Raw genomic sequence first — 22,236 nt, 5'->3', positions numbered from 1 at the left:
TAACGGAGAGCCGCCCTTGTGTGAACAGGGCGGCAATAAGGAGATATCCATGCGCACTATTCTTACCCCCGATGTACTGAAAACGATGTCCTGTGATGAGTTTGAGGACTGGCGGGACAGCGGCGAAGACTTTCGCCGCGAACTGACCCACGCCGTTATGCGTGACCTGTCCTGCCCTGAGAACTGGGATGTAAACGGCGAGTACCGCAGCGAGTTCGGTGGCTTCTTCCCCGTGCAGGTGCGCTTTACGCCCCCGCACGGCAACTACCATATTGCCGTGTGCAGTCCGGGTGCCATCAGTCCGGCGTGGATGGTGGTGTTCGTTCCCGCCAGCGGTCGCCCGTTCTCCGTCATTCGTACCCTGAGCGGCTACCAGCCGGAGCTTGTCAGCCACACCGTCAGCCTGACGGCGCGTCTCGATGCGGACGGATACAGTCAGGCCAGCATCATCAGTATTCTGGCAGCGGAGGGCGCGGCATGATACCTGCAAACCTGTCACTGGTTCCCTTCAGCCCTGAGCGACGCGCCGCGATGGAGGCCATCGCGGAGGTTGAACGCCGGCGGTCGCGCGGCGCGGTGTCCACGGTGTATCCGTATGCCAGCGCCTTTTTCCGGCGGCTCACGGGCAGCACGCGCATCACTATCAGGGAAATCCATCATTTTGCGCCGGTGCTGACGGCGCGGGAGCTGCGGGGCAGCAGGGACAGCTGGCTCAGTGCCATCGATGCGCTGATTGAAAGTCGCGGGACGCGTTGCTGGCTGCCGCTTCCCGTTGGTGCGGGTCAGCGCCTCTTTCCGGAGGTGGCCTTTCAGCAGACCGAGCGGGTTCGCTGTCAGGACGCCCTGCGGGATGAAAAATACACCCGACAGCGTCACAAAGAACGGTGCCAGCGTGAGCAGGCGTACCAGGCGCTGGCGGGGCAGGCGGAGATTGAGCTGGCATTCCATACGCCGGAAACGGTCAGCAGCTGGAGCGCACGCTGGTCGGGGACTGAACTGCGCCAGTACGACCTGGAAGAGATGTTCTGGCGCTGGAGCGAGCGTTTCCCGTCACTGGAGCCAATGGAGCGCTGGACGATGGAGAGTCAGCCTTTCTGGACTGTGATGGCTGAAACGAATGCGCTGGCAAGGGAAAGTCCGGGATCTGTCCGGCAGCTGGAGCGCTGGATGGTACCCAACAAGCTGACAGCGCGGAGTCAGGTATGAAGTGGCGTTACTCGCTGCGCTGGAAGCGTCCCGGTCCCTGTCCCGGTGAACCTGAACTGGCGTCAGAAGTGGTGGAGGCAGGGAAGCCCGCCCCTGAGTCCGTGATGTCACTGTGGGTGGCCGGAGCCGGATATGCTGTCTGCGTTGATTTTCTGTGTGACAGACAGATCAGACGCTGGACCGACGAGCGTAAGGCGGCCATCCGCCGACGGAATCTGGCGCGTCGTGTTAACAGAATTGCGCCGCTGTTTGCTGATGAACTCATCGGGCGGGAACTTGCGGCGCGACCGGACTATTATCGAGGGAAGTCTCACCGGTGAGTTTTGTTATTATCCCCTGGAAATCTTCAGGGCTGCAGGAGCCGGAGAGCAGTCGTGGTCTGCAGCCATAAAAGGAGGCTGATTCTGAATAAAGGACTGACATTATCGGCGCTGGTTGCCATGACGCCGGAGGATTATGAGCAGTTTCGCTCTGATGGCTGGTCTTCTCGTAAGGTGCTGACGCAGGCCGTGCTGCGGGAGTTGGTTTTGCCGGAGGGCTGGGTGGTTTCACCCGAGAATCACACTGAATACGGTGGCGTATGGCACGTTAGCCTGCGGTATGTTCCACCGCATGGCAGACACTGGTTCATGCTGACCAGCCCCGGCGAAGTCTGTGACCACTGGATGCTGTTGCTTCAGTCAGCCAGCGGACAGCGGATTAAATGTCTGCTCAGAATGCCGGTGCTGGATACCTTTCTGATAAACAGCCTGCTGCTGCGGGCTGATGTGCTGGATAAAAAACGGTACACGCTGGCGGGGCTGGCTAATGAACTGGCTGGCATCACCGTTACGGCAATATCCGGGCGTCGTCCCTGACGGGACACGGCTGTCGTGAACGGAGCCGGTAAACCGTCTCCGCCCTCCGGGCATCCATCCTGACGCAACGTCAACCCCTGCGCTTGCTGCGTCCGTAAACGGACGCGCCGCTTCACCCTGTCGGCGGTAAAACTGCCGACAGTCCTCTGACGCCCCGTCGTTCCGCCGTGTCGGGTGTGTTCATCCTCTCCCCGTACCTCTGGCGAGCCCTCTCCCGTTAAGTCCCCGGGCGGAGGGCTTGTCGTAGCACCGTCGTGTCGTCATCCGAAGGGTGAAATGCACTTCGCCAAAACTTTTTGCGAAGGACCGCAAAAACTTTTGTCTCCGCCCTTCTCCTGCCGCCCCGCCGTTGCTCCTTTGCCCTTTGCCGCCAGGGAACTCACCGAGAGATGGATTAACCACCAGACAGGAGGAAAAGCAGGATGAACACACAGAACGTCAACGTCAAAACCGCCACCAAAGAATCTTCCGAAAGATGGGGGAAAACCGCGTCCCTGCGTACTGATGGCTTTGTGCGCAATATCCATTCCCGTAACCCGTTCGATGTTATTCGCGCGGACGTGGTGCTGGCCCGTATGGAAATACAGGCTAACCGGGGGTGTGGCCTGCACTACGAGATTTATGAGTCCCGTCTGCTGGGTATGGCTATGCATTACCTGGCAGAACTGCCACTGAAAGACCGTCCTGTGTTTATGGGGGCGGCAGCGAAACGGGGTTACATGCTGACGACTGCGGAAGAAGAACGTGCCGATGGTGAATGTGCTGACCTGATGATCGAGCTGGCGGCGGATTACTGATTACTTAACCGGCTGGCGGCAGGGGATGCCGCCAGTCACAACGGAGAAACATGATGAGCAACAGCAACACGAACAGTACGTTCAGCTTCGACGCATGGGAGAAAAGCGCGCTCAGCGAGCTTGATACCCTGCAAAACCACGTCAGTAAAGCCCTGATGAAGTACCAGAGCAATACGGACAAAACGGCGCTGGGCGAGTCTGCAAACCGCTATATGGGCGAACTCAGAACCGCTGTCACGCGCATCCTGAAAGCCACGCCAGCCATTCAGCAGAAAGTCGACGGGATTGCCGACATGCTGCACCTGATGGCGCATTTTTCCGGCATCACGTTCGACGAATAACCACCACGGCGAAATATCAACGCCATTAACCAAAAGGAGATAAACCATGCACTTAAATCTGACCGAATCCAGTGCCGAAGCAGGTATTTACGCGACCAGTGAGGCCGAACGCGCGTACTGGCTGAGCCGCGAAAAGTCATATCTGACCGCGCCCGTCGAAATCGACGTTCACGCCTTCCATGATGCGCTGGGGCTGATGTACCCGATGAACTGGCGCAGCAGTGAGAACGGCGAGTGTGAAACCTTCATGCTGGCGGAAATGGTCTGCGGCAATGTGACCGAAATCTACGCGCGGATCGGTATCCGTTATTACCGGATGCGTGACTACAGCAACCTTGACCACGCTGAGATTCTGGCACGCGTTAAGGAGGGAGTGCAGCGCCAGAAATGAGAAAAGCAGGCTTTCGCCTGCCTTAACCCGCCGGATTTACCCGCTTGCAACGATTAATCCGGCCTTCACCAAAAGGAACAAACCAATGCAATTCAGTGAAGTTTCGATTGTTACACCGACCGCCCTGTATGTCCAGATGCTTGAGGCGGAAAACGCACCCGTAAAAAAACAGGTGCGTATTAAACGCAGTGATATCGACCGTGACGACATCAGCGCCGAAATGCGGGCGCTGGGCCGTCACATAGCGCACTGCCGGAAGAAGGGGCGCGCCGTTCGTATTCCTGCCATGCGCGGGAGTGAGTGGGGGCAGGTGTTACGCACGCTCGAACTGAAGCGGGCATTTAACTGATAACTGAGCCGCTCCTTACGGGGCGGCATTTAAGGAGGAACTATGTCTCAACTCAGTTTTGCCCGCTTTTTTGACCAGGCGAAAGAGGCCGCACCAGTAACACCCGCTAAACCCGTATTGCCCGCCATGAACGCGCGGCCGATACCGCACCGTATGATGACCATCGGGGAATCCCGCCGCCAGTTTGTCACCGTGTTCATGGACACCGCCCGCAACCTGCGCCGCTGGGAGGTGTTCAGCGACTTTATAACACTGGCGGCCAGTGAACTGGATATGGCGCAGATAAGAACGCCGGAGAACATCGATCGCAGCCGTGAAATCTGTTCGAAGTACGGCGAGAGCGATATCAGCAATCTGCATACACTTTTCTGCCTGATGGTCTGCGCACTGGAGGCCAAATTCCACGACTTCCTCGGCGCGATCTTCATGGAGCTTGAGCTTGGCGACGACCGCAACGGACAGTATTTCACGCCGTATCACGTCCAGTCACTGCTGGCGAGGCTGCTGATGCCGGACGTCGACGAAACGATACGCCGTGAGGGATTCGTGACCGTCAGCGATCCAGCAAGCGGTGCGGCGGGAATGATTGTGGCGTATGCGGAATATCTGCTGGAGGCGGGCTATAACCCGTCTGAACATATGTTCGGAAGCTGTATCGATATTGATCCTGTTGCGGCCGATATGGCGTTTATTCAGCTTTCCCTGCTGGGTATTCCTGCCGAGGTGGTCACGGGCAATACGCTGACGATGCAGTTAAACAGGGTGCGGTATACGCCTGTGTACTACATCAACAACTTTGGTAAGCGGCTGGACGATCAGCGCCGTATCAGTGCCATGCGCGAATTTTTGCGCTGTATAAATGACGCTGCATAGCTATCCAGAAGGGCAGGGGAGTGTCCTGCCTTTGGTGGCATCAAAGGCCGCGCGCCTGCGGCGCAGAATAAGCTGGCTGCGCTGACGCGCTGCCTGCGTTATTCCGGCGCGAGGTTGTCTGAAGTTCCTGTCTTTTGGTTAGCTGATTACTATTCTTCATTCTCCTGCTGGCGATGGTCTTTATTATTCTGCCGCTGATATGGATATTATCCTTTCTTTTCCGGGCGTCGTCCCTGAAGGGACACGGCTGTCGTGAACGGAGCCGGTAAACCGTCTCCGCCCTTCGGGCGTCCATCCTGACGCAAATTAAAATTCACGCTTGCTGCATCCAGAATGGATGCGCCGCTTTCACCGTGGCGGTAATAAATTACCTCCACTCTGAAGCCCGTAACGGTAATTCGTCTTACGCCGATTTTCCGTTACGGGATGTGTGCATTCTCCTGGTGTGACTATCGCCCGATTTCATCAGTTCGCGGAGGGCTGCTTTTAGCATCAGCCAGTAAGGAAATAAAGGGGTATATAAACGCTGCGCGCCCCTTTATTTCCTTACTGTCAGCTGCTCATTGCCCTTCGCCGCTCAGTGATGAAGTCGAACGATGTAATAACCCAATGAGGAGAAAACCAGAATGCACACATTAAACGTCAAAACCGCCACTCGTGAATCAGCCGAACAATTTAAAGTCGATGAACGACAGCGCTATTGTGTTACAGATGGCGATGAACGTCTTGATTTTATTCCTGCGCTCTGTTTTACGCCTTCTGCTGATAATATGATTGCCAGCTGGTTACGTCAGCATTCAGATTATGATGGTGGTTTCTGGAGTTACTGGATTATTCCGCAGGGCACCGGAGGAAACGTGGCTCCGAACTGTGTCAGATTCACAACCGCGCAAACAGGATATATCGCACCGGAAGGAGAACAGCGCTATAACATGGTTATTCCCGGTAATTACTTTGAAGCAGAGGTCAGTGCCGATGCTGCCGGAATTATTGCGACCCTGATGATCATGAACTGGTTGTCCTGGCAGGTTGCAGATATGGGGCCTGAATATTCGAAAGTCTGTAAACACCTCGTCGCTCGTCAGGATGCACTGAAAGACTACATCAGTATCATAAAACACCCTGAAGCAGATTTAATTTATCGGGCTATTGATTGACGACATAAATACTGGATGAATAAAAAGACCTCCTGTTGAGGTCTTTTTACTGTTTTGCAAGAGTCTGCGCTGCATTTTTATTATTCTTTATCGCCCGATATGTTGCCTCAATTTTTCTGGCATAGACATATCTTCTCTGCGCCTGTTCTTCTGTTTTCCTGAAACCTGCATTATAAGCGCCCACGGCCTGCCAGCTGACTCCCCACTTTTTGAATGCAATTGCAAGATAGTAAGCCCCGGTGTAGATATTCATACATGGATCGGAAATAAGGTGCTCCGGTTTTATTCCATAACGAGCCAGTTCGTTAAAGTGCTGGGAGTCCACCTGCATAAGTCCGGAGCCAAAGCCCGAAACAGGATTGTAGCCTTTAACGTCTGTGCGGAAGTTCGATTCATTCCAGGAGATTGCCCGAAGCAGATCTGGATCTATATGATAATCCCTTCCTGCCAGATCAAAACAATCAGCAGCGTTCAACATTCCAGAAAAAGCCAACATTAAAAACGTAAGAGCAATCCGTTTCATTTCTTCCCTCCGGGCACCATGCCGGAAATACGTTAACCCATCCCATGCCCAGACTCAACTAATATGCACTCCTCACCACCAAAAGCACCACACCCCACGCAAAATTAAAATTTCGCTGATTGGGTATTTAAATCATGCAGTTAGAGAAAAAGTAATGTGAATTAATTTATTTTAATGTGTGTAAACGACTCGGTAGTGAGTTTTATTAGACTCGGTAAAAACTCTGCTCAGAGTCATTTGTGACTATTTTTAATAAATCCATTGAGTTATGAGTACGGCGAGTCTATATTCGAGTCGTGTATTTTTACAGTGTGTGTCGGCATGCAAGTCGTCTGTTTTCTGGCAGAGAGTCTGTGCCGAGTCGTGCATTTTTAGCTTTTCAAAATATTCTGTTGTACAGGAGTTTTGGAAATATAAATAAGGAGAAAATTATGGCCAGAGTTCAGGTCTATGTAAGCGATGAAGTTTCAGAGAAAATAAGAGTAATCGCTGAAAAACGTCGCGCTGAAGGAGCGAGAGATAAAGATGTAAGTTTTTCAAGCATTGCATCAATGCTGGTCGAACTTGGTCTTAGGGTCTATGAAGCGCAAATGGAAAGAAAAGAGTCTTCCTTTAATCAGGCGCTCTATAATAAAACTATCCTTGAAAATGTAATGAAAACTCAATTTATTGTCAGCAAGCTGCTGGCGATGGAGTCGCTGAGTCCACATCTCGCAGGAAATGAAAAATTTGATTTCAGGGATATGGTTACGTGTATACGTGAAGATGTGCAACAGATTGTTGAAAAATTCTTCCCACAGGAGGAAGAGTCTCAAGATAATTAGCTGAAAAAGTTTGATAAATAGGAGTTGGATCTGCTGTTTTTGAGTGACTTTGGCGTCAGTAATTGATATATTTTATGCAGACATAAGTAAAATTTGAAGCCCGCCATTCAATTTGGTGGGTCGCCGGTACACCGGGCTAGACCCCCGGGTGTACCGACTATACACAGAAACCTTTCAAGGAGGCTTCAATGCACCCGCGCGATCCTAGAGATCTCTCCCAATCAAGTCAATCATTAGATGATATTGTGAAGCGTTTTGATGCGCTCTATAAGTACTCACCTTTGCCTTTTTGCATTCGAGATCAATCCAGAAACACCATATATAAAAATGATTCATATTTAGATTTCTTCCACCCATTATCTAAGTGTTTTTCGGGTGTCAGTTTTGATCCTGATGAAGTAGAGCTTGATTTGTCGACAATTGAGTTGGAGGCCTTTGTTATGGGGCCAGATACAGCTATTTGTAGGACTTTTAATTTTAATGGTGAATTTTATCAGTTACGTGTTGAAATTCGCATGGTAAGTAATGAGTTATATGCTTTTTGGTTTGTTAATTACTTCCCGGATTATCAAGCATTATTCAATGCCACGAATAGGAGTAAAAGTGATGAGTTTGATTTTGATATTTTCCTTTCGGGGTTGACAAATAAGAAAATGATTACGTTGTGTTTTTCTATTCTTGGTTTTCAACTTCATACAATGGCGCAATATTTAGGTGTTTCTGAAAAAGCAATTTCAAGCAGACTTTCTAGTGTGAAGAATGAACTTGCAAAATATTTTACTGATTATGATGACTTCAGATTCTACTGCATGAGAATGGACGTATACAGAAAGGTGAGAATGATTGTCCTTAAAGTTTTGAATGTTAAATTTATGTAAAAAATATAGTGGAATTTTTCGCGTATTGAATAAATTGTATTCAATGTGTCACTATCCTGACGCAGGAATATGTTGAGAGGGAAAACATGATTAGACGTCACAGGCTTCGTGGCCCAACGGTAACTATGTCGATCTACCTTGACCCACAAACCGATCTTCTTATTTTGAAGGCGAAGGACAGAAGTGGTCGTTCTAAATCAGCTGAAGCGCTGATTCGGTTACGTGACCACCTGGAAAAATTCCCTGATTTCTATAACTCTGAAATGGCGGAGGTGATCCCAAACAATCTTGAACCCAAGTCACAAAACTAGTTTTTTAGGATTTTTATTTCAATAAATCTATCCGGTGTAATTAAAGGATTAATGAATATGACTGATGTGTCTGTTATTAACGCTGTATCCGCGACCCCTGCAAAGAAAAAATTCAGCAAAGTCGCGTTACTCAAAGCGCTGAAGTTTGCCCTGCCTGTCGCAGCCCTTGCTGCGTTTTTCCCCGAAACGGTTCTGGCCTCGACTGCGGGTAAAGATCTGATGTCCAGCGGCGATGCAACCGTTAAAGGTACATTTGGTAAAGATTCCAGCGTGGTTAAGTGGGTTATTCTTGCCGAAGTCCTGGTAGGGGCCGTGATGTATATGACGACCAAGAACCTCAAGTTCCTGGCGGGCTTTGCGATCCTGTCCGTATTCGTCACGGTAGGTATGTCTGTCGCAGGATACTGATATCCAGCGACAGCCGTTCAGAGCCACTTCCGACTATTAAATTCCGGTTTAATTCTGAATGCCCTTCACGAGCATTCACGGGAGGGCTTTGCCTGTAATCCGGCTGGCAGGTATTTCCATACTGCCAGCTGTACCGGAGACGGAAAATATATGGCAGATGAATCTCTCAAAAAATATCGCTTTCCCGAAACCCTGACGAATCAGAGCCGCTGGTTTGGCCTTCCTGTGGATGAACTTATTCCGGCCATTGTCTGCCTGGGGTGGGGATTCTGGACCCAGCATTATATTCCCGGAATTATCGCTGCCGTACTGGCCTATCTCGGAATTAAAAAGCTCAAGAAAGGGCGGGGCAGTTCATGGCTGCGGGACCTGGTCTACTGGTATATGCCGACCTCACTGCTGAGGGGGATTTTTCATGATGTACCCGACTCATGCTACCGCCAGTGGATTAAATAGACAGGAATAATCAGATGGAACACGGAGCACGATTAAGTACACAGCGGGTTATTGCCATCGGCTTTATTGCCATGGGGGTGGTTATTCTGGGAAGTATCACCACCAATGTTATTCAGGCCGTCAACAACTACCGCCTTCAGAATGAGCAGAAGTCTATCGTCACGCCAATGCTTTTCAACGCGCCGTTTGCCGTGTCGCAGAACCAGGCGGATGCCTCCTACCTGCAGCAGATGGCCTTGTCGCTTATCGCCCTTCGCCTGAATGTTACCCCGGAAACCGTTGATGCCTCTCATGAGCAGCTGCTGGCCTATGTCAAACCCGCAGCGCAGAACGAGCTGAAAATCCGGCTTGCTGAGGATGCGAAGCGCATTAAGGACAACAACGTTAACTCGTCTTTCTATATGACCAGCGTGAAGGTTTATCCGGCAAGCAGCCGCGTGGACGTGCGGGGCCAGCTGAAGACCTGGATAGGCGACTCGAAACCGTATCCCGAGCTGAAACAGTACGTTCTCAAGTTCGAGCGTGAGGACGGCATCAGCTGGCTCAGTCACTTCGGAGAAATCACCGATGAACAAAAATAGTCGCCGTGCGCTGCTGGCGTTGCTGATGCTCGCTTCCGGTCAGACGGTCGCCGCACCCGCTGCGCTTTCTGCCACGATTGTTCCGCTGACGAACGGCGGACAGGCCAGTATCGCGGTCAGCAACACCGACCCGAACCTTTTTACGGTCGCAGGTGACCGCGTGACGGCCCTGACCAGCCTCGACGGTGAGCTGACGCGGCAGGAGCAGACGGCAAGCGGCGGTGTGATTGTCAGCACCCTCAACAAAAAGCCCTTCACGTTCATTCTGGAAACCGAACGCGGCCTCAACTTCTCGGTACAGGCCGTGCCGCGAGCGGGCGCGGGGCGAACCATCCAGCTGGTTAGCGAGCTGTCCGGCACGGGCGAAGCGGCGCGCACCTGGGAAGAGTCTTCCCCCTACGAGGCCACGCTGGTTTCCCTGAGCCAGCATCTGCTGGGCGGGCAGCTTCCGTCCGGCTGGCAGGCTATCCCCGTTACGCATGAAGCCCTCAACGCTCCCGCCGGACTTTCTGCAGTCCCCGAGCGCGTCTGGGTGGGTAATCACCTTAAGGTGGTGCGCTATCGCGTCACCAACAATACCGGGATGGCCCGCAACATCGCGGAAAGCGACTTCTGGCAGAGCGGCATTCGCGGCGTGCTGTTTGGTGAAGCCTCGCGTCAGCTGATGGCGGGAGGTGCCCTGCAGGTCTTCATTATCAGCAGCGGAGGTGCGGCTGATGGCCAGCATTAATTCAGTGGTGAAGCGCAAGCAGTTTATCTGGCTGGGTATCGTGCTGGCGACCGTGGGCGTGGTGGGCGGCGGCGGCTGGTATCTGGCGGATGCACGCTACGAGGGCAGCAGCGATGCGGCAGCCGCCGGCGAGCCTGCACCCGATATGACCGGGGTGGTGGACAGTACCTTTGACCAGAAGGTACAGCAGCATGCCACGACCGAGATGCAGGCTACAGCCTCCGAAATGCAGAAGCAGTATGCCGAAATGCGCCGCGAGCTTGAGCTGCTCAGCAAGGGACAGGCAGGCTACCAGCACCAGATTGACAAACTCAGTCAGGATAACGCGGCGCTTTCCGCTCAGGTCAGCGCGCTGGGGGCGAAACCCGTCACCTCATCGGGCGAGCCTGCCCCGCAGCCGCCAGTGCCTGCGCCGGGGCCTGAAGGTGAGCCGCAGCCGACCGGTTTCCCGCCGCAGACGGGGGCCGTCCCGCCGCCGACCGCGTTCTATCCGGGTAACGGCGTCACGCCGCCGGCGCAGGTACAGTACCAGCCCATTCCCGTACCCAACCAGCTGCGCCGGCAGTCTTTTGCCCGCAGCGACGAGAGCAAAGGTCCGTCCCTGCCGTACATCCCGTCGGGCAGCTTCGCCAAATCGATGCTGATTGAGGGGGCTGATGCCAACGCCTCCGTAACCGGTAACGAGTCCACGGTGCCGATGCAGCTGCGCATTACGGGCAGGGTGGAAATGCCCAACAGCAAAAGCTACGACCTGACCGGCTGCTTCATTGGGCTTGAGGCCTGGGGCGACGTGTCCAGCGAACGCGCCATCGTACGCACCCGCAACATCAGCTGCCTGAAGCACGGCGTCACCATCGACCAGCCCATTGCCGGACACGTGAGCTTCCGGGGTAAAAACGGCATCAAGGGCGAAGTGGTGATGCGAAACGGCAAAATCCTCGGCTGGGCATGGGGTGCGGGTTTTGTTGACGGCATCGGTCAGGGGGTGCAGACCGCGTCCCAGCCTTCGGTCGGACTCGGCGCCACGGCATCCCTCGGCGCGGGTGACGTGATGAAGATGGGGATTGGCGGAGGCGCCTCCAAAGCCGCCCAGACCCTCAGCGACTACTACATCAAACGCGCAGAGCAGTACCACCCCGTCATTCCTATTGGGGCGGGTAACGAAGTGACCGTTGTCTTTCAGGACGGTTTTCAGCTGAAAACCATTGAAGAGCTGGCGCACGAGAATGACAGAAGCAAAGCGGAGGGCAGCGACCGCAGTCCGGTTCCGCCGCCGTCAGTCCCGCAGGGCGGCATGAACGGGTTCAGTACCGACCAGATGCTCAACCAGCTGGGCAGGCTTAACCAGAGCCAGTTTATGCCGAAGGCCGACTCACAATAACCCCACGTAAAGGAACCGCAAATGAACAAGACAGTGCCTGTTGCGCTCACGCTGGCCAGTCTCCTGACGCTGTCGGGATGTGCCGGTACAACGAGCGATTTTGAGTGTAACGCGACGACATCCGACACCTGCATGACCATCGAGCAGGCCAATGAGAAAGCCAAACGACTGGAGGAGGCCAGCACGGTAAAGCCGGGTGCGACATCGCTGCCACGCCTGGCTGAGGGTAATTTCCGGACCCGGTCCGTGCAGCCCCTCACGCTGGCGGCTGAACCGGTGCATGCCATCGCATCCAGAAATACACCGCTGACGGGCGCGCCAACTCTCCCCCGCCCGCAGCCGCACTCAGCCTCACGGGCGCCGCTCTCCACGGTCACGCCGGTTATTGCGCCGCCGCCAGGGCGCGAGTCCATCGTGGACCCGAGGCCGCTTCGCGTCGGTGAAAAGACGGCCGGGCTGTGGATCGCGCCCTATATCGATACGCAGGACGTTTATCACCAGCCGACGCGGGTGTTTTTTGTTGTGAAACCCTCAGCGTGGGGAACCCCGCGCGTTAACTGAAACCTGAACCGCCACCGCGTGTGGCGCCCATTTTAACAATCCGTCGTTATCACGCGTGCCCTGAAACGTGAAAAGGGATGGGCGGTAGCGTGTCCGGACAGTGTGAGCAGGGAGCGTTGATGGCAGACGAACTCGATCTCCTGCAGGAGCAGGACGAATTGCTGAACCAGCTTCATATACAGGCCGCGAGGCAGCGGTCCTGCCTCGCGGGCAAAAGCCGTAAACGGTGCGAATGCTGTGGCAATCGCATCCCCCTCAGGCGGCAGCAGGCCATCCCGGGCGTACGTACCTGTACGGAATGCCAGCGGGTTCTGGAAATACGACAAAAACAGTATCTGAGGTGACCGATGGGAAGAAGAAAAACCAATGTGATGGTCGTAGGGAAAACCGGTAGCGGTAAGACAGCCATCAGCGTTGAGGTTATGCGGACCTTTTTATCAGAACGACAACTCCGCGACTGGCGTGAATTACGCAAAGACATTCAGAACGATGGCAAAAAACCAGGAGACGAACATCATGACAACCAGGGATAACGGTGGTCCGGGGAAAACCCGTCACCTTAACGATATTACGGCCTGCTGCGAGGCGCAGGGGATGCGTGTCATCTGTGTTAATGCTGCAGAGCGTGACTTCTGGCTTTCAGCGTCTCAGCAGAGCGCTCCCGCCCTCGACGGGAAGGCTGGGATTTCTCAACACATAATGCAACGCCAGCGTGGGCACTGTCTGTTCCTGGGTAAAGCAGGCTCAGGTATGAGCGTAACAAAACAGCAGATGACCCGGTTTTTCCTGGCGAAGTCTGACGTCAGCCGGATTAAAGCGCTGTACAGCGGAGAGGACGGGGAGAGGCTGGCGGAGGCTATCAGACACAACTGCAGCGTCTGGTTTCCGCTGAATCCCGGAGGTAACGGGAATGATGCTTAAGCTTCTGTCCGTCCTGCTGTATTGCCTTAGATGGCTTGCCTGGGCTTTTCATTATCTGATTATCTGGCCTGCCGCCACGCTGATGCTGCTGGTTGCCATGCTTTTGTGGATGGAGAACACCACACCCGGAGAAGCTATGGCGCAGGAGATTATGTCCGTCACGCATAACGTCAGCAGTGGTGAGTTCCGTATTGCAGCCTGCCGCGATGAACCTTTACAACCCGTTATACCGGCTACCCCGCCGGACAAGCCTGTGCAGATTTTTGCAGGTGGTCCTTCTGCCGTTTGCCAGGACAGAGGCAGCGACATCATCGATGCTAAAGGATATGCCGCTCATGTTGACGGGGCGCTGAGTCCGCTTAAGTTGCTGTGGATTGTGATGGCCATTGTGTTTTCAGGGGCGGCGCTGCTTATGGGATGCCGTCCGTATTTCTGCCTGTACGGTCAGATGCGCTCAGCGCGTTTTCGCTACGGTATCCCTGCCAGCCGCCCGGCCCCTGCGACGGAAACGGTAAAAACGGCCGACAATAAAAAGGAGGATAACCGTGAGTAATCCACTGGATACCGTCACCCGCACGGTCAACTCGCTACTGACGGCGCTGAAGATGCCCGATGCGTCCTCTGAGGCGAACGATGTCCTCGGGCAGATGCGCTTCCCGCAGTTCAGCCGTGTGCTGCCGTACCGCGACTACGATGCGGAAACCGGCCTCTTCATGAACGAGAAGACGATGGGCTTTATGCTGGAGGCGCAGCCCATCAACGGCGCCAACGAAACTATCGTGTCGTCGCTGGAAAACCTGATGCGCACCAAGCTGCCCCGCGAGGTGCCGGTGGCCGTTCACCTGGTGTCCAGCCATCTGGTGGGTCAGGATATCGAGTATGGCCTGCGCGAGCTCTCATGGACGGGGGAAAAGGCCGATACGTTCAACGCCATCACCCGCGCCTACTATCTCAGGGCCGCAGAAGAAGGGTTCCCGCTGCCCGATCACCTCAACCTGCCGCTGACCCTGCGTAACTACCGGGTGTACATCTCCTGCTGCGTCCCCCGTAAGCGCGGAAGTAAGGCCAGCGTGATGGAGATGGAAAACCAGGTCAAAATCATCCGCGCCTCGCTGCAGGGGGCGCAGATAGCCACCCGCAGCGTGGACGCGGATGCCTTCATCCGCATTGCGGGCGAAATGATTAACCACAACCCGGATGCGTTGTATCCCACCGAACGGGAACTGGACCCGCTCAAGGATCTGAACTACCAGTGCGTGGACGATACCTTTGACCTGAAGGTGAAGGCCGACTACATGACGCTGGGGCTGCGCGGTAACGGTCGCAACAGCACCGCGCGCATCATGAATTTTCAGCTGACCAAAAATCCGGAGCTGGCCTTCCTCTGGAATATGGCCGACAACTACAGCAACCTTCTCAACCCGGAACTGTCCGTTTCGTGTCCGTTTATCCTGACGCTGGTCCTTAGCGTGGAAGACCAGGTGAAGGCGCAGAACGAGGCCAACCTGAAGTTCATGGATCTTGAGAAGAAGTCCAAGACCAGCTACGCCAAGTTCTTCCCGGGCGTGGCGCAGGAGGCAAAAGAGTGGGGCGATCTGCGCCAGCGCCTGTCGTCCGGGCAGTCCTCGCTGGTGAGCTATTTTCTGAACGTGACCCTCTTCTGCCGCGATGACCAGGAAACTGCGCTGAAGGTCGAGCAGGACGTGCTGAACAGCTTCCGTAAAAATGGCTTCGAGCTGATTTCCCCACGCTTTAACCATATGCGCAATTTTCTCGTGAATCTGCCGTTTATGGCGGGCGGCGGCCTCTTTAAGCAGCTGCGCGAGTCCGGCGTGCTGCAGCGCGCCGAAAGCTTTAATGTCGCCAATCTGATGCCGGTGGTGGCGGACAGCCCGCTGGCCACTTCCGGCCTGCTGGCACCGACCTACCGCAACCAGCTGGCGTTTATCGACCTGTTCAGCCGCGGCATGGGTAACACCAACTTCAATATGGCGGTGTGCGGCACCTCCGGCGCGGGGAAAACCGGGCTTATCCAGCCCCTGATACGCAGTGTCATCGACTCCGGCGGCTTCGCCGTGGTGTTCGACATGGGCGACGGCTACAAGTCACTTTGCGAGAACATGGGCGGGGTCTACCTCGACGGCGAGACGCTGAAGTTTAACCCGTTCGCTAACGTCACCGACGATACCATCGATGAGATGGCCGAACGCCTGCGGGACCAGCTGTCCGTGATGGCCAGCCCCAACGGCAACCTGGACGAGGTGCACGAAGGTCTGCTGCTCAAGGCGGTGAAGGCCACCTGGCTTACGAAGAAAAACCAGGCGCGCATTGACGACGTGGTGGACTACCTGATGATGGCCCGCGACAGCGAGGAGTACAGCGGATCGCCAACCATCCGCAGCCGCCTCGATGAGATGGTGGTGTTGCTGACCCAGTACACCCGCGACGGGGTGTACGGCAGTTACTTCAACTCCGACGAACCGTCCCTGAAGGACGAAGCCCGGATGGTGGTGCTTGAGCTCGGCGGACTGGAGGACAGGCCGTCCCTTCTGGTGGCGGTGATGTTCTCGCTCATTCTCTACATTGAGAACCGCATGTACCGCACGCCGCGCAGCCTGAAGAAGCTCAACGTGATAGACGAAGGCTGGCGCCTGCTGGACTTCAAAAATAACAAGGTCGGGGCGTTTATCGAGAAGGGCTACCGTACCGCCCGTCGCCATACCGGTTCGTACATCACCATTACGCAGAACATCGTCGACTTTGACTCGGAAACGGCTTCCAGCGCCGCCCGCGCGGCATGGGGTAACTCGTCCTACAAAATTATCCTCAAGCAGTCGGCTAAAGAGTTCGCCAAGTACAACCAGCTGTACCCGGACCAGTATTCGCAGCTGCAGCGCGACATGATTAAGGGTTTTGGCAGCGCGAAGGACAACTGGTTCAGCAGCTTTATGCTGTCGGTTGAGCACCTGACGTCCTGGCACCGCCTGTTCGTCGATCCGCTCAGCCGGGCAATGTACTCCTCGGACGGTCCGGACTTTGAGTTTTTGCAGCAGCGACGCCGGGAGGGGCTGAGTATTCACGAAGCCGTCTGGGAGCTGGCGTGGAAAAAATCCGGGCCGGAAATGGCCGCGCTGGAGCGCTGGCTTCACGAGCATGAAGGGAAGACCATCTCATGAAAAAACACGTACTCATTAACGCCGCGCTGATTGCCGGCACGCTGGCTGCGAGCGCAGGCGTCAGCTGGCTGGTCTGCCAGCTTAACCGTCCTGTGGTTGTGGCCTTCAACATGAAATCCACGGTGGATGCCTTCTTTGACAGCGCCGGTCGCCGTTCGCTGGACGAGGCGCAGACAAAAGCACTCTCAGACCGCTTTAACGCGTCACTGGAGGCCAGCCTCCGGGACTGGCAGATCCGCCATCGTGCCCTCATCCTTGTCGCACCTGCCGTGGTGCAGGGGGCGCCGGATATCACGCGTGAAATCCAGACTGACGTGGCCCGCCGGATGAAGGAGGGGGCGTGATGCGCGCCCTTGCCCTGGGCCTGACGCTGCTGACCGGCAGCGTGACGGCCGCTGACCTCGGGACGTGGGGCGATCTCTGGCCGGTGGCGGAGCCGGATATGCTGACCGTTATCGAAAGCCGGCTGCAGACGCTGGCGCAGTCCGGCGAGATGGACAAAAAGATGGCGGAGTTTAAGGCGCGCGTGGTGCGCAACAGCCAGCGCCCGCCTGCCGTTGAGGGAATAACCCGCGCGGTGCGCTACGAGCGGCGCTGGTTTGATCCGAGCGTGCGGGTGGACAAGGCGCTTGCCGACGACAAGGGCAACGTGTTTGCTCAGGCGGGGCAGGTCTTTAATCCGCTTGATGTGGTGCCGTTTAACGAAACGCTGCTGTTTATCAACGGCGACGATGCGGATCAGCTCGCGTGGGTACAGCGACAGAAGCCTGACACCCTGATCACCCGCATCATTCTGGTGCAGGGCAATATTCCGCAGACGTCGGAGAAGCTCGACAGCCGCATTTTCTTCGACCAGAACGGGGTGCTGACCACCCGGTTCGGCATAAGCCAGGTACCGGCACGGGTAACGGCGGCACCCAGCGGAAAGCGCCTGCAGGTGGAAATCATTCCGCCCGATATGGCGCAGCATGACGCAGGAGGTGTCCGGTGAAAATGCTGACCGTCTCTCTGTTCGGACTGCTTCTGTGGGGTAACAGCCACATGGCGGCGGCGGACGCCGCCTGCGAAGGGCGCTTCGTCAATCCGATCACCGATATCTGCTGGCGCTGCATGTTTCCCCTGTCGCTCGGCAGCACAAAAGTCACGGGCGGGGATTTACCGGACACGTCCAATCCCGGTAGCCCGATACAGTTTTGTCCCATGCCACCCCCGGTATTTCAGCGCGTCGGCCTGGCAATAGGGTACTGGGAGCCGATGGCCATGACCGATGTGGCGCGTTCTCCAGGCTGCATGGTGAACCTCGGCGGATTTACCGTTAATCTCGGGAAAATGGGGATGGGCACCGCCAAAAAAGATGACAAACAGGTCAATGGCGCGTTCTACCATGTGCACTGGTACAAATATCCGCTGACGTACTGGCTCAATATCATCACCTCTCTCGGGTGCCTGCAGGGCGGGGACCTGGATATCGGATACCTGTCTGAAATCGACCCAACATGGGGGGACAGCGCCCTGACCTCCATTCTGAATCCGGAGGCGGTCATTTTTGCCAACCCCATCGCGCAGGGCGCATGTGCGGCCGACGCGATAGCCAGTGCGGTAAATAAGCCTCTCGACCCGCTGTTCTGGTGCGCTGGCTCGCAGGGCTCGATGTATCCCTTTAACGGCTGGGTGAGCAATGAGTCCAGCCCCCTGCAGTCTTCCGTTCTGGTCAGTGAGCGCATGGCGTTCAAGCTTCACCGACAGGGCCAGATACTGGAGAGCGTGGGGGCGGACCGCGCGGTCTGCTTCGAATACCCGTCTCCCATTATCCCGAAAGAGCGCTGGCGCTATCAGATGGTGAACATGTTCCCGGATGCGGCGCAGTGCCATCCCTTCGGCCGCACCGTCATGCGCTGGGAAACGGGGCGTAACCCGCCGAACACGAAGAAAAACTACGGCTATCTGCTCTGGCGCAAGCGCAACTGCGTCTTCCTCTGAGAAAAAGGAAACTTCCATGAAAACTCTGTCCAGTCTGACGGCGGCGCTGCTGCTGTCAGCATACTGTTGCACTGCGCTGGCGTCAGGAGCTGATGAGGCGAACAGCGAGTTTATTCGTCAGCAGGAGTCTTTCAGCCAGCAGCTGAGGGGGCAGGACAACGCGCCGCTGCGCCAGATTCTGGAGCAGCAGGTGCGCCAGAACCCTCTTTCAGCAGACGACGCGCGATTTATTGGGGAGCTGAAACAGCGCCAGCGCGAGAACCTGCAGGATAAACCGACGCACGGCGCTCTCTATTTCGTCTCCTTTGCCATCCCGCAGGCGGGGCTTAAGCGCATGCTGACCGAGGCGCGCCGCTACGATATTCCCGCCACCCTGCGGGGCATGGTCAACAACGACATGAAAACGACGGCAACCGCCGTGATGGCGCTTGTTCAGGACGGTTCAGCCAGCGGTGTTGCCATCGATCCCACCCGCTTTCGTGAGTACGGGATCACCAGCGTGCCGTCCCTGGTGGTGTACTGCGAGGCGGGCCACGACGTGATTCGCGGCAATCTTCATCTGAAGCAGGCGCTGGAAAAGGTGGTGGAGAAGGGCGAGTGCAGGGATGAGGCGCAACAGCTGCTTAGTAAAGGAGAGGCCCGATGAAAAGAGCAATACTGATGCCGGTGCTGGCCATTGCCACCACGATGGCGGGCGTAAATGCATTTGCCGATGCTGACGCGCAGTACAGAGCGGGGGCTGATTTTGCCCGTCAGGTACAGGGGCAGGGGGAGAGCAGCCTGAAAAACTTTAACCCCTCAGCGTCTATCCCCAACTATACCGCCTCGCCCGGTGAGAAGAAGTACTATGGCGGCGTGACGGCGACCGGTGATGGTGCGCTGAAAGCGGACGGTACCACGGGCTGGACTACTAATGAGGCCACAAAGGCCGTCACCGACTCGTTTGTTAACAACCCGAAGGAGCCCATTTCACCCGACGCGCCGTTTATTAAGGCCAGCCAGGATGTCCAGTCCCGCGCCGATACCATCATCGGCAAAACGGGGCAGACGCAGTGCGAAGCGCAGAACATCAGCCGCAGCGAGTTCACCAACTATACCTGTGAGCGCGACCTGCTGGTTGAGCAGGCCTGTACGCGCACGGCCAGCATTACCGGCCACTACGAAAACACCACGGTGACGCGCACCTACACGGTGCCCAACAGCGACTTTACCTATACATACGACGGCAACAAGACGGTGAACTTCAGCTTCCGTGCGCCTGCAACCGGTACCGTGCTGAGCGCGTCGGTTGCCGTCCATTTTAATGACAAAAATATGTACTACGGCTTCTCGTGGTGGGGCGTAAATGCGGATTCTGTGGCTAAAAGGGATAACGGATGGGCGCTGCCCGGTGCCGCGGGGGCTGCGCTGACCGCCGGACTGTACTCTCCACAGGGGGCAATGCTCAACAAAAACTGCCTGAGCGGTAAACAATCCCGCTGTCGGGAATATGCTCAGAAGACGCTGTCCTGGATGCAGGGCGGTACGCAGGCCTGGATGACCGCCACCCTGACCATGCAGGTGACGGACAAAAAATGGGTGCCGGACGTGGTCTGGAACGAATCCTGCCCGTTCAGCAAGAGCGAAGGTACGCTCAAAAAGACCGAATGTATTGAGCCGGGGAGCACAAAAACGGTGGTGGTTGACGGCGTGTCATACCCGGTCACGCAGGCTTGCTGGAAGTACAAAGACACGTATATGACCCAGGCTGCTGACAATGGCACCTGCAAAACCTACATGAACAATCCGGCCTGTACGCTTGCCTCACGCACCTGCGCCTTCACGGCAGAAGACGGCAGCGGCTGCCTGCATGAATACGCGACGTACTCCTGTGAAACACGTACTTCCGGTCAGGTGATGATATGCGGCGGCGACACCTTCTGTCTTGATGGTGACTGTGAGCGGGCGCAGAACGGTAAAAATAACGATTTTGCACCTGTCGTTTCGGCACTCGCCGCGCTGGCCGCTGCAGGTAAGGACGTGGCCGCCATTAACAGCGTTAACGTACGCGCCTTTACCGGCAGCGCGAAGTTCTGCAAGAAGTTTGCGGCAGGATTCAGCAACTGCTGTAAAGACGGCGGCTGGGGCCAGGACGTCGGGCTTGCCAGGTGCAGCAGCGAGGAGAAAGCGCTGGGCAAGGCTAAAGAGAATAAGCTCACGGTCAGTATCGGTGAGTTCTGTTCAAAAAAAGTGCTCGGCGTCTGTCTCGAGAAGAAGCGCAGCTACTGTCAGTTTGACTCCAAGCTGGCTCAGATTGTGCAGCAGCAGGGACGTAACGGTCAGCTTCACATCGGCTTTGGCAAGGCCAGCAGCCCGGACTGTCGCGGCATCACCCAGACCGAGCTGCAGCAAATTAATTTTGAAGCGCTCGACTTCTCGAACTTTTTCGACGATCTGCAAAAGAACAAGAAAATCCCGGATAACGACACCCTGACGAAGCGCGTCCGAGAGGAAATCGCCGCGCAGCTGAAGAACAAACAGTAAGCCACTCATCACTCACTCAGGACTCTCCATCATGAAAATTAAAAGATTTACTGGACGCCTTATCATCAGCCTGATTGTCGCCTCACCGGTGCTTTACTGGTGTGGGAATATCGTTGATGAAACATCGCGCATCGATGTGTTTTTTATGGCACTGATGGTTGTGCTTTTCGTGGTGGGAGTTCTGCTGGCGTGGCTGTTAAACCCGCTTTTTAAACGATAACCGACCTGCTTCGGGATAAGGAAGGTTCCAGTGAAAAAGAGAATGACAGCGTTAGCGCTGCTGCTTCTTGGCTGCGTTTTTTCCGCCACAGGAAAAGATGCAGGCTGGCAGTGGTACAACGAATCGCACAGAACGCCGGAGGATGACAAATCCTCTTCAGCACAACCTCAGCAGTCCTCGCCGGACATCATGGAGAAGCTTGCCACGCTCCAGCAGGCCACGAAGCGGGCCATGTACGAGGCCATTCTGTATCCGGGCGTGGAGAACTTTACCCGCTACTTCCGCCTGCAGAACTACTGGACGCAGCAGGCCGGGCTGTTCTCGATGAGCGCCAAAAAAGCCATGCTCGAGCACCCCGAACTGGACTACAACCTGCAGCACAGCCACTACAACGGTACCGTGCGCAACCAGCTGGCGGCGGACTTTGCCGACCAGCGCCGCGCCATTGAAACGCTGGCTCAGCACTATGGCGTGATGTTCTTCTACCGTGGACAGGACCCGATCGACGGCCAGCTGGTTCAGGTCATTAAAAACTTCCGCGAGACGTATCACCTCAGCGTCATTCCGGTCTCCGTGGACGGTATCGTGAATCCACTCCTGCCGGATACCCGAATGGACGGTGGACAGGCCAGCCGGCTGGGTATTCGTTACTTCCCGGCGCTGATGCTGGCCGATCCTAAAAGCGGGACGGTCAAACCCGTCTCGTATGGCTTTATCAGCCAGGATGACCTGGCGAAGCAGTTCCTCAACGTTTCCACAGATTTTGCCCCCAACTTTTAATACAGGGAGAGT

Annotated in this window: 32 protein-coding genes; 31 read left to right on the top strand and 1 reads right to left on the bottom strand. The window is 55.8% G+C overall.

Annotated elements, in window-relative coordinates; genetic code table 11:
* The first annotated feature begins 49 nt into the window (after nucleotides 1-49).
* The 10 genes from psiB (at nucleotide 50) to RY075_RS24060 (ending at nucleotide 5,971) form a co-directional block, all read left to right on the top strand.
* Nucleotides 50-481 (top strand): conjugation system SOS inhibitor PsiB, encoded by a 432-nt coding sequence (psiB, locus tag RY075_RS24105; protein WP_086551386.1) that lies wholly within the window; start codon nucleotides 50-52, stop codon nucleotides 479-481.
* Nucleotides 478-1,206, top strand: coding sequence for a plasmid SOS inhibition protein A (locus tag RY075_RS24100; protein ID WP_095105037.1), 729 nt, complete (start codon nucleotides 478-480; stop codon nucleotides 1,204-1,206). Before psiB ends, RY075_RS24100 begins: the two co-directional genes overlap by 4 nt.
* Entirely contained in the window at nucleotides 1,203-1,526 is a 324-nt protein-coding gene (locus RY075_RS24095; protein ID WP_338628830.1) for a theronine dehydrogenase, read from the top strand. Before RY075_RS24100 ends, RY075_RS24095 begins: the two co-directional genes overlap by 4 nt.
* A 54-nt stretch (nucleotides 1,527-1,580) precedes the next feature.
* Nucleotides 1,581-2,063, top strand: coding sequence for a conjugation system SOS inhibitor PsiB family protein (locus tag RY075_RS24090; protein WP_338628829.1), 483 nt, complete (start codon nucleotides 1,581-1,583; stop codon nucleotides 2,061-2,063).
* A 422-nt stretch (nucleotides 2,064-2,485) separates the two neighbouring features.
* Nucleotides 2,486-2,860 (top strand): hypothetical protein, encoded by a 375-nt coding sequence (locus tag RY075_RS24085; RefSeq protein ID WP_338628828.1) that lies wholly within the window; start codon nucleotides 2,486-2,488, stop codon nucleotides 2,858-2,860.
* A gap of 50 nt (nucleotides 2,861-2,910) precedes the next feature.
* Nucleotides 2,911-3,201 carry a hypothetical protein gene (locus RY075_RS24080; protein ID WP_239043295.1) on the top strand — a complete coding sequence of 97 codons (291 nt, stop codon included), beginning with the start codon at nucleotides 2,911-2,913 and terminating at the stop codon, nucleotides 3,199-3,201.
* Nucleotides 3,202-3,247: 46 nt separating this feature from the next.
* Nucleotides 3,248-3,592, top strand: coding sequence for a hypothetical protein (locus tag RY075_RS24075; RefSeq protein WP_016582953.1), 345 nt, complete (start codon nucleotides 3,248-3,250; stop codon nucleotides 3,590-3,592).
* Between the two features lie 85 nt (nucleotides 3,593-3,677).
* Nucleotides 3,678-3,941, top strand: a complete 264-nt coding sequence (locus RY075_RS24070; protein WP_008324174.1) for a hypothetical protein — start codon at nucleotides 3,678-3,680, stop codon at nucleotides 3,939-3,941.
* A gap of 42 nt (nucleotides 3,942-3,983) precedes the next feature.
* Complete coding sequence (locus tag RY075_RS24065) at nucleotides 3,984-4,814, top strand: N-6 DNA methylase (protein WP_338628826.1); 831 nt, start codon at nucleotides 3,984-3,986, stop codon at nucleotides 4,812-4,814.
* Nucleotides 4,815-5,440: 626 nt separating this feature from the next.
* Nucleotides 5,441-5,971 carry an antirestriction protein gene (locus tag RY075_RS24060; protein WP_338628824.1) on the top strand — a complete coding sequence of 177 codons (531 nt, stop codon included), beginning with the start codon at nucleotides 5,441-5,443 and terminating at the stop codon, nucleotides 5,969-5,971.
* Between the two features lie 46 nt (nucleotides 5,972-6,017).
* On the opposite strand, the gene RY075_RS24055 is transcribed toward RY075_RS24060, so the two are convergent.
* Nucleotides 6,018-6,494, bottom strand: coding sequence for a transglycosylase SLT domain-containing protein (locus RY075_RS24055; protein ID WP_058673456.1), 477 nt, complete (start codon nucleotides 6,492-6,494; stop codon nucleotides 6,018-6,020).
* Between the two features lie 431 nt (nucleotides 6,495-6,925).
* On the opposite strand from RY075_RS24055, the gene traM reads away from it, so the two are divergent.
* The 21 genes from traM to traF all read left to right on the top strand — a co-directional run bounded on the left by traM (nucleotide 6,926) and on the right by traF (nucleotide 22,224).
* Nucleotides 6,926-7,318, top strand: coding sequence for a conjugal transfer relaxosome DNA-binding protein TraM (gene traM / locus RY075_RS24050; RefSeq protein ID WP_008324167.1), 393 nt, complete (start codon nucleotides 6,926-6,928; stop codon nucleotides 7,316-7,318).
* Between the two features lie 188 nt (nucleotides 7,319-7,506).
* The gene (locus RY075_RS24045; RefSeq protein ID WP_338628823.1) at nucleotides 7,507-8,196 is read left to right on the top strand and encodes a PAS fold family protein; all 690 of its coding nucleotides are present in this window, start codon (nucleotides 7,507-7,509) and stop codon (nucleotides 8,194-8,196) included.
* A gap of 86 nt (nucleotides 8,197-8,282) precedes the next feature.
* Nucleotides 8,283-8,507: a TraY domain-containing protein gene (locus RY075_RS24040; protein WP_008324165.1), complete on the top strand. Its 225-nt coding sequence runs from the start codon at nucleotides 8,283-8,285 to the stop codon at nucleotides 8,505-8,507.
* A gap of 57 nt (nucleotides 8,508-8,564) precedes the next feature.
* Nucleotides 8,565-8,915, top strand: a complete 351-nt coding sequence (traA, locus tag RY075_RS24035) for a type IV conjugative transfer system pilin TraA (protein WP_338628821.1) — start codon at nucleotides 8,565-8,567, stop codon at nucleotides 8,913-8,915.
* 150 nt (nucleotides 8,916-9,065) lie between these two features.
* Nucleotides 9,066-9,371, top strand: a complete 306-nt coding sequence (gene traL, locus RY075_RS24030) for a type IV conjugative transfer system protein TraL (RefSeq protein WP_008324160.1) — start codon at nucleotides 9,066-9,068, stop codon at nucleotides 9,369-9,371.
* A 14-nt stretch (nucleotides 9,372-9,385) separates the two neighbouring features.
* Nucleotides 9,386-9,952: a type IV conjugative transfer system protein TraE gene (gene traE / locus RY075_RS24025; protein ID WP_025759824.1), complete on the top strand. Its 567-nt coding sequence runs from the start codon at nucleotides 9,386-9,388 to the stop codon at nucleotides 9,950-9,952.
* Nucleotides 9,939-10,682: a type-F conjugative transfer system secretin TraK gene (gene traK / locus RY075_RS24020; protein ID WP_011201807.1), complete on the top strand. Its 744-nt coding sequence runs from the start codon at nucleotides 9,939-9,941 to the stop codon at nucleotides 10,680-10,682. The genes traE and traK overlap by 14 nt, the downstream gene beginning before the upstream one ends.
* Nucleotides 10,669-12,063: an F-type conjugal transfer pilus assembly protein TraB gene (gene traB / locus RY075_RS24015; protein WP_248046499.1), complete on the top strand. Its 1,395-nt coding sequence runs from the start codon at nucleotides 10,669-10,671 to the stop codon at nucleotides 12,061-12,063. Before traK ends, traB begins: the two co-directional genes overlap by 14 nt.
* A gap of 21 nt (nucleotides 12,064-12,084) precedes the next feature.
* Nucleotides 12,085-12,624: a type IV conjugative transfer system lipoprotein TraV gene (gene traV, locus RY075_RS24010; RefSeq protein WP_011201809.1), complete on the top strand. Its 540-nt coding sequence runs from the start codon at nucleotides 12,085-12,087 to the stop codon at nucleotides 12,622-12,624.
* Between the two features lie 119 nt (nucleotides 12,625-12,743).
* Nucleotides 12,744-12,968 (top strand): TraR/DksA C4-type zinc finger protein, encoded by a 225-nt coding sequence (locus RY075_RS24005; protein WP_226199242.1) that lies wholly within the window; start codon nucleotides 12,744-12,746, stop codon nucleotides 12,966-12,968.
* 3 nt (nucleotides 12,969-12,971) lie between these two features.
* On the top strand, nucleotides 12,972-13,157 hold the full coding sequence (locus RY075_RS24000) for a hypothetical protein (protein ID WP_333036530.1): 186 nt from the start codon (nucleotides 12,972-12,974) through the stop codon (nucleotides 13,155-13,157).
* Nucleotides 13,141-13,545 (top strand): hypothetical protein, encoded by a 405-nt coding sequence (locus RY075_RS23995; RefSeq protein WP_058670650.1) that lies wholly within the window; start codon nucleotides 13,141-13,143, stop codon nucleotides 13,543-13,545. Before RY075_RS24000 ends, RY075_RS23995 begins: the two co-directional genes overlap by 17 nt.
* Nucleotides 13,535-14,098 carry a conjugal transfer pilus-stabilizing protein TraP gene (gene traP, locus RY075_RS23990; RefSeq protein WP_338628815.1) on the top strand — a complete coding sequence of 188 codons (564 nt, stop codon included), beginning with the start codon at nucleotides 13,535-13,537 and terminating at the stop codon, nucleotides 14,096-14,098. Before RY075_RS23995 ends, traP begins: the two co-directional genes overlap by 11 nt.
* Complete coding sequence (traC, locus tag RY075_RS23985) at nucleotides 14,091-16,721, top strand: type IV secretion system protein TraC (protein WP_058654351.1); 2,631 nt, start codon at nucleotides 14,091-14,093, stop codon at nucleotides 16,719-16,721. The genes traP and traC overlap by 8 nt, the downstream gene beginning before the upstream one ends.
* Nucleotides 16,718-17,065, top strand: a complete 348-nt coding sequence (trbI, locus tag RY075_RS23980) for a type-F conjugative transfer system protein TrbI (RefSeq protein ID WP_011201813.1) — start codon at nucleotides 16,718-16,720, stop codon at nucleotides 17,063-17,065. Before traC ends, trbI begins: the two co-directional genes overlap by 4 nt.
* The gene (gene traW, locus RY075_RS23975; RefSeq protein WP_077138960.1) at nucleotides 17,065-17,712 is read left to right on the top strand and encodes a type-F conjugative transfer system protein TraW; all 648 of its coding nucleotides are present in this window, start codon (nucleotides 17,065-17,067) and stop codon (nucleotides 17,710-17,712) included. The genes trbI and traW overlap by 1 nt, the downstream gene beginning before the upstream one ends.
* Before the next feature lie 2 nt (nucleotides 17,713-17,714).
* Nucleotides 17,715-18,701 (top strand): conjugal transfer pilus assembly protein TraU, encoded by a 987-nt coding sequence (gene traU, locus RY075_RS23970; protein ID WP_032637387.1) that lies wholly within the window; start codon nucleotides 17,715-17,717, stop codon nucleotides 18,699-18,701.
* Nucleotides 18,702-18,717: 16 nt separating this feature from the next.
* On the top strand, nucleotides 18,718-19,347 hold the full coding sequence (trbC, locus tag RY075_RS23965; protein WP_338628814.1) for a type-F conjugative transfer system pilin assembly protein TrbC: 630 nt from the start codon (nucleotides 18,718-18,720) through the stop codon (nucleotides 19,345-19,347).
* Nucleotides 19,344-21,224: a type-F conjugative transfer system mating-pair stabilization protein TraN gene (gene traN / locus RY075_RS23960; RefSeq protein WP_077138958.1), complete on the top strand. Its 1,881-nt coding sequence runs from the start codon at nucleotides 19,344-19,346 to the stop codon at nucleotides 21,222-21,224. The genes trbC and traN overlap by 4 nt, the downstream gene beginning before the upstream one ends.
* 31 nt (nucleotides 21,225-21,255) lie before the next feature.
* Complete coding sequence (locus RY075_RS23955) at nucleotides 21,256-21,444, top strand: hypothetical protein (RefSeq protein ID WP_077138957.1); 189 nt, start codon at nucleotides 21,256-21,258, stop codon at nucleotides 21,442-21,444.
* 42 nt (nucleotides 21,445-21,486) lie between these two features.
* On the top strand, nucleotides 21,487-22,224 hold the full coding sequence (gene traF / locus RY075_RS23950; RefSeq protein WP_077138956.1) for a type-F conjugative transfer system pilin assembly protein TraF: 738 nt from the start codon (nucleotides 21,487-21,489) through the stop codon (nucleotides 22,222-22,224).
* The last annotated feature ends 12 nt before the right edge of the window (nucleotides 22,225-22,236 follow it).

The organism is Enterobacter sp. JJBC, assembly GCF_036936505.1.
Classification (GTDB): Bacteria; Pseudomonadota; Gammaproteobacteria; order Enterobacterales; family Enterobacteriaceae; genus Enterobacter; species Enterobacter hormaechei_C.
Note: the sequence above shows the minus strand (reverse complement) of the source record. Positions and strands in the feature narration are given on the sequence as shown.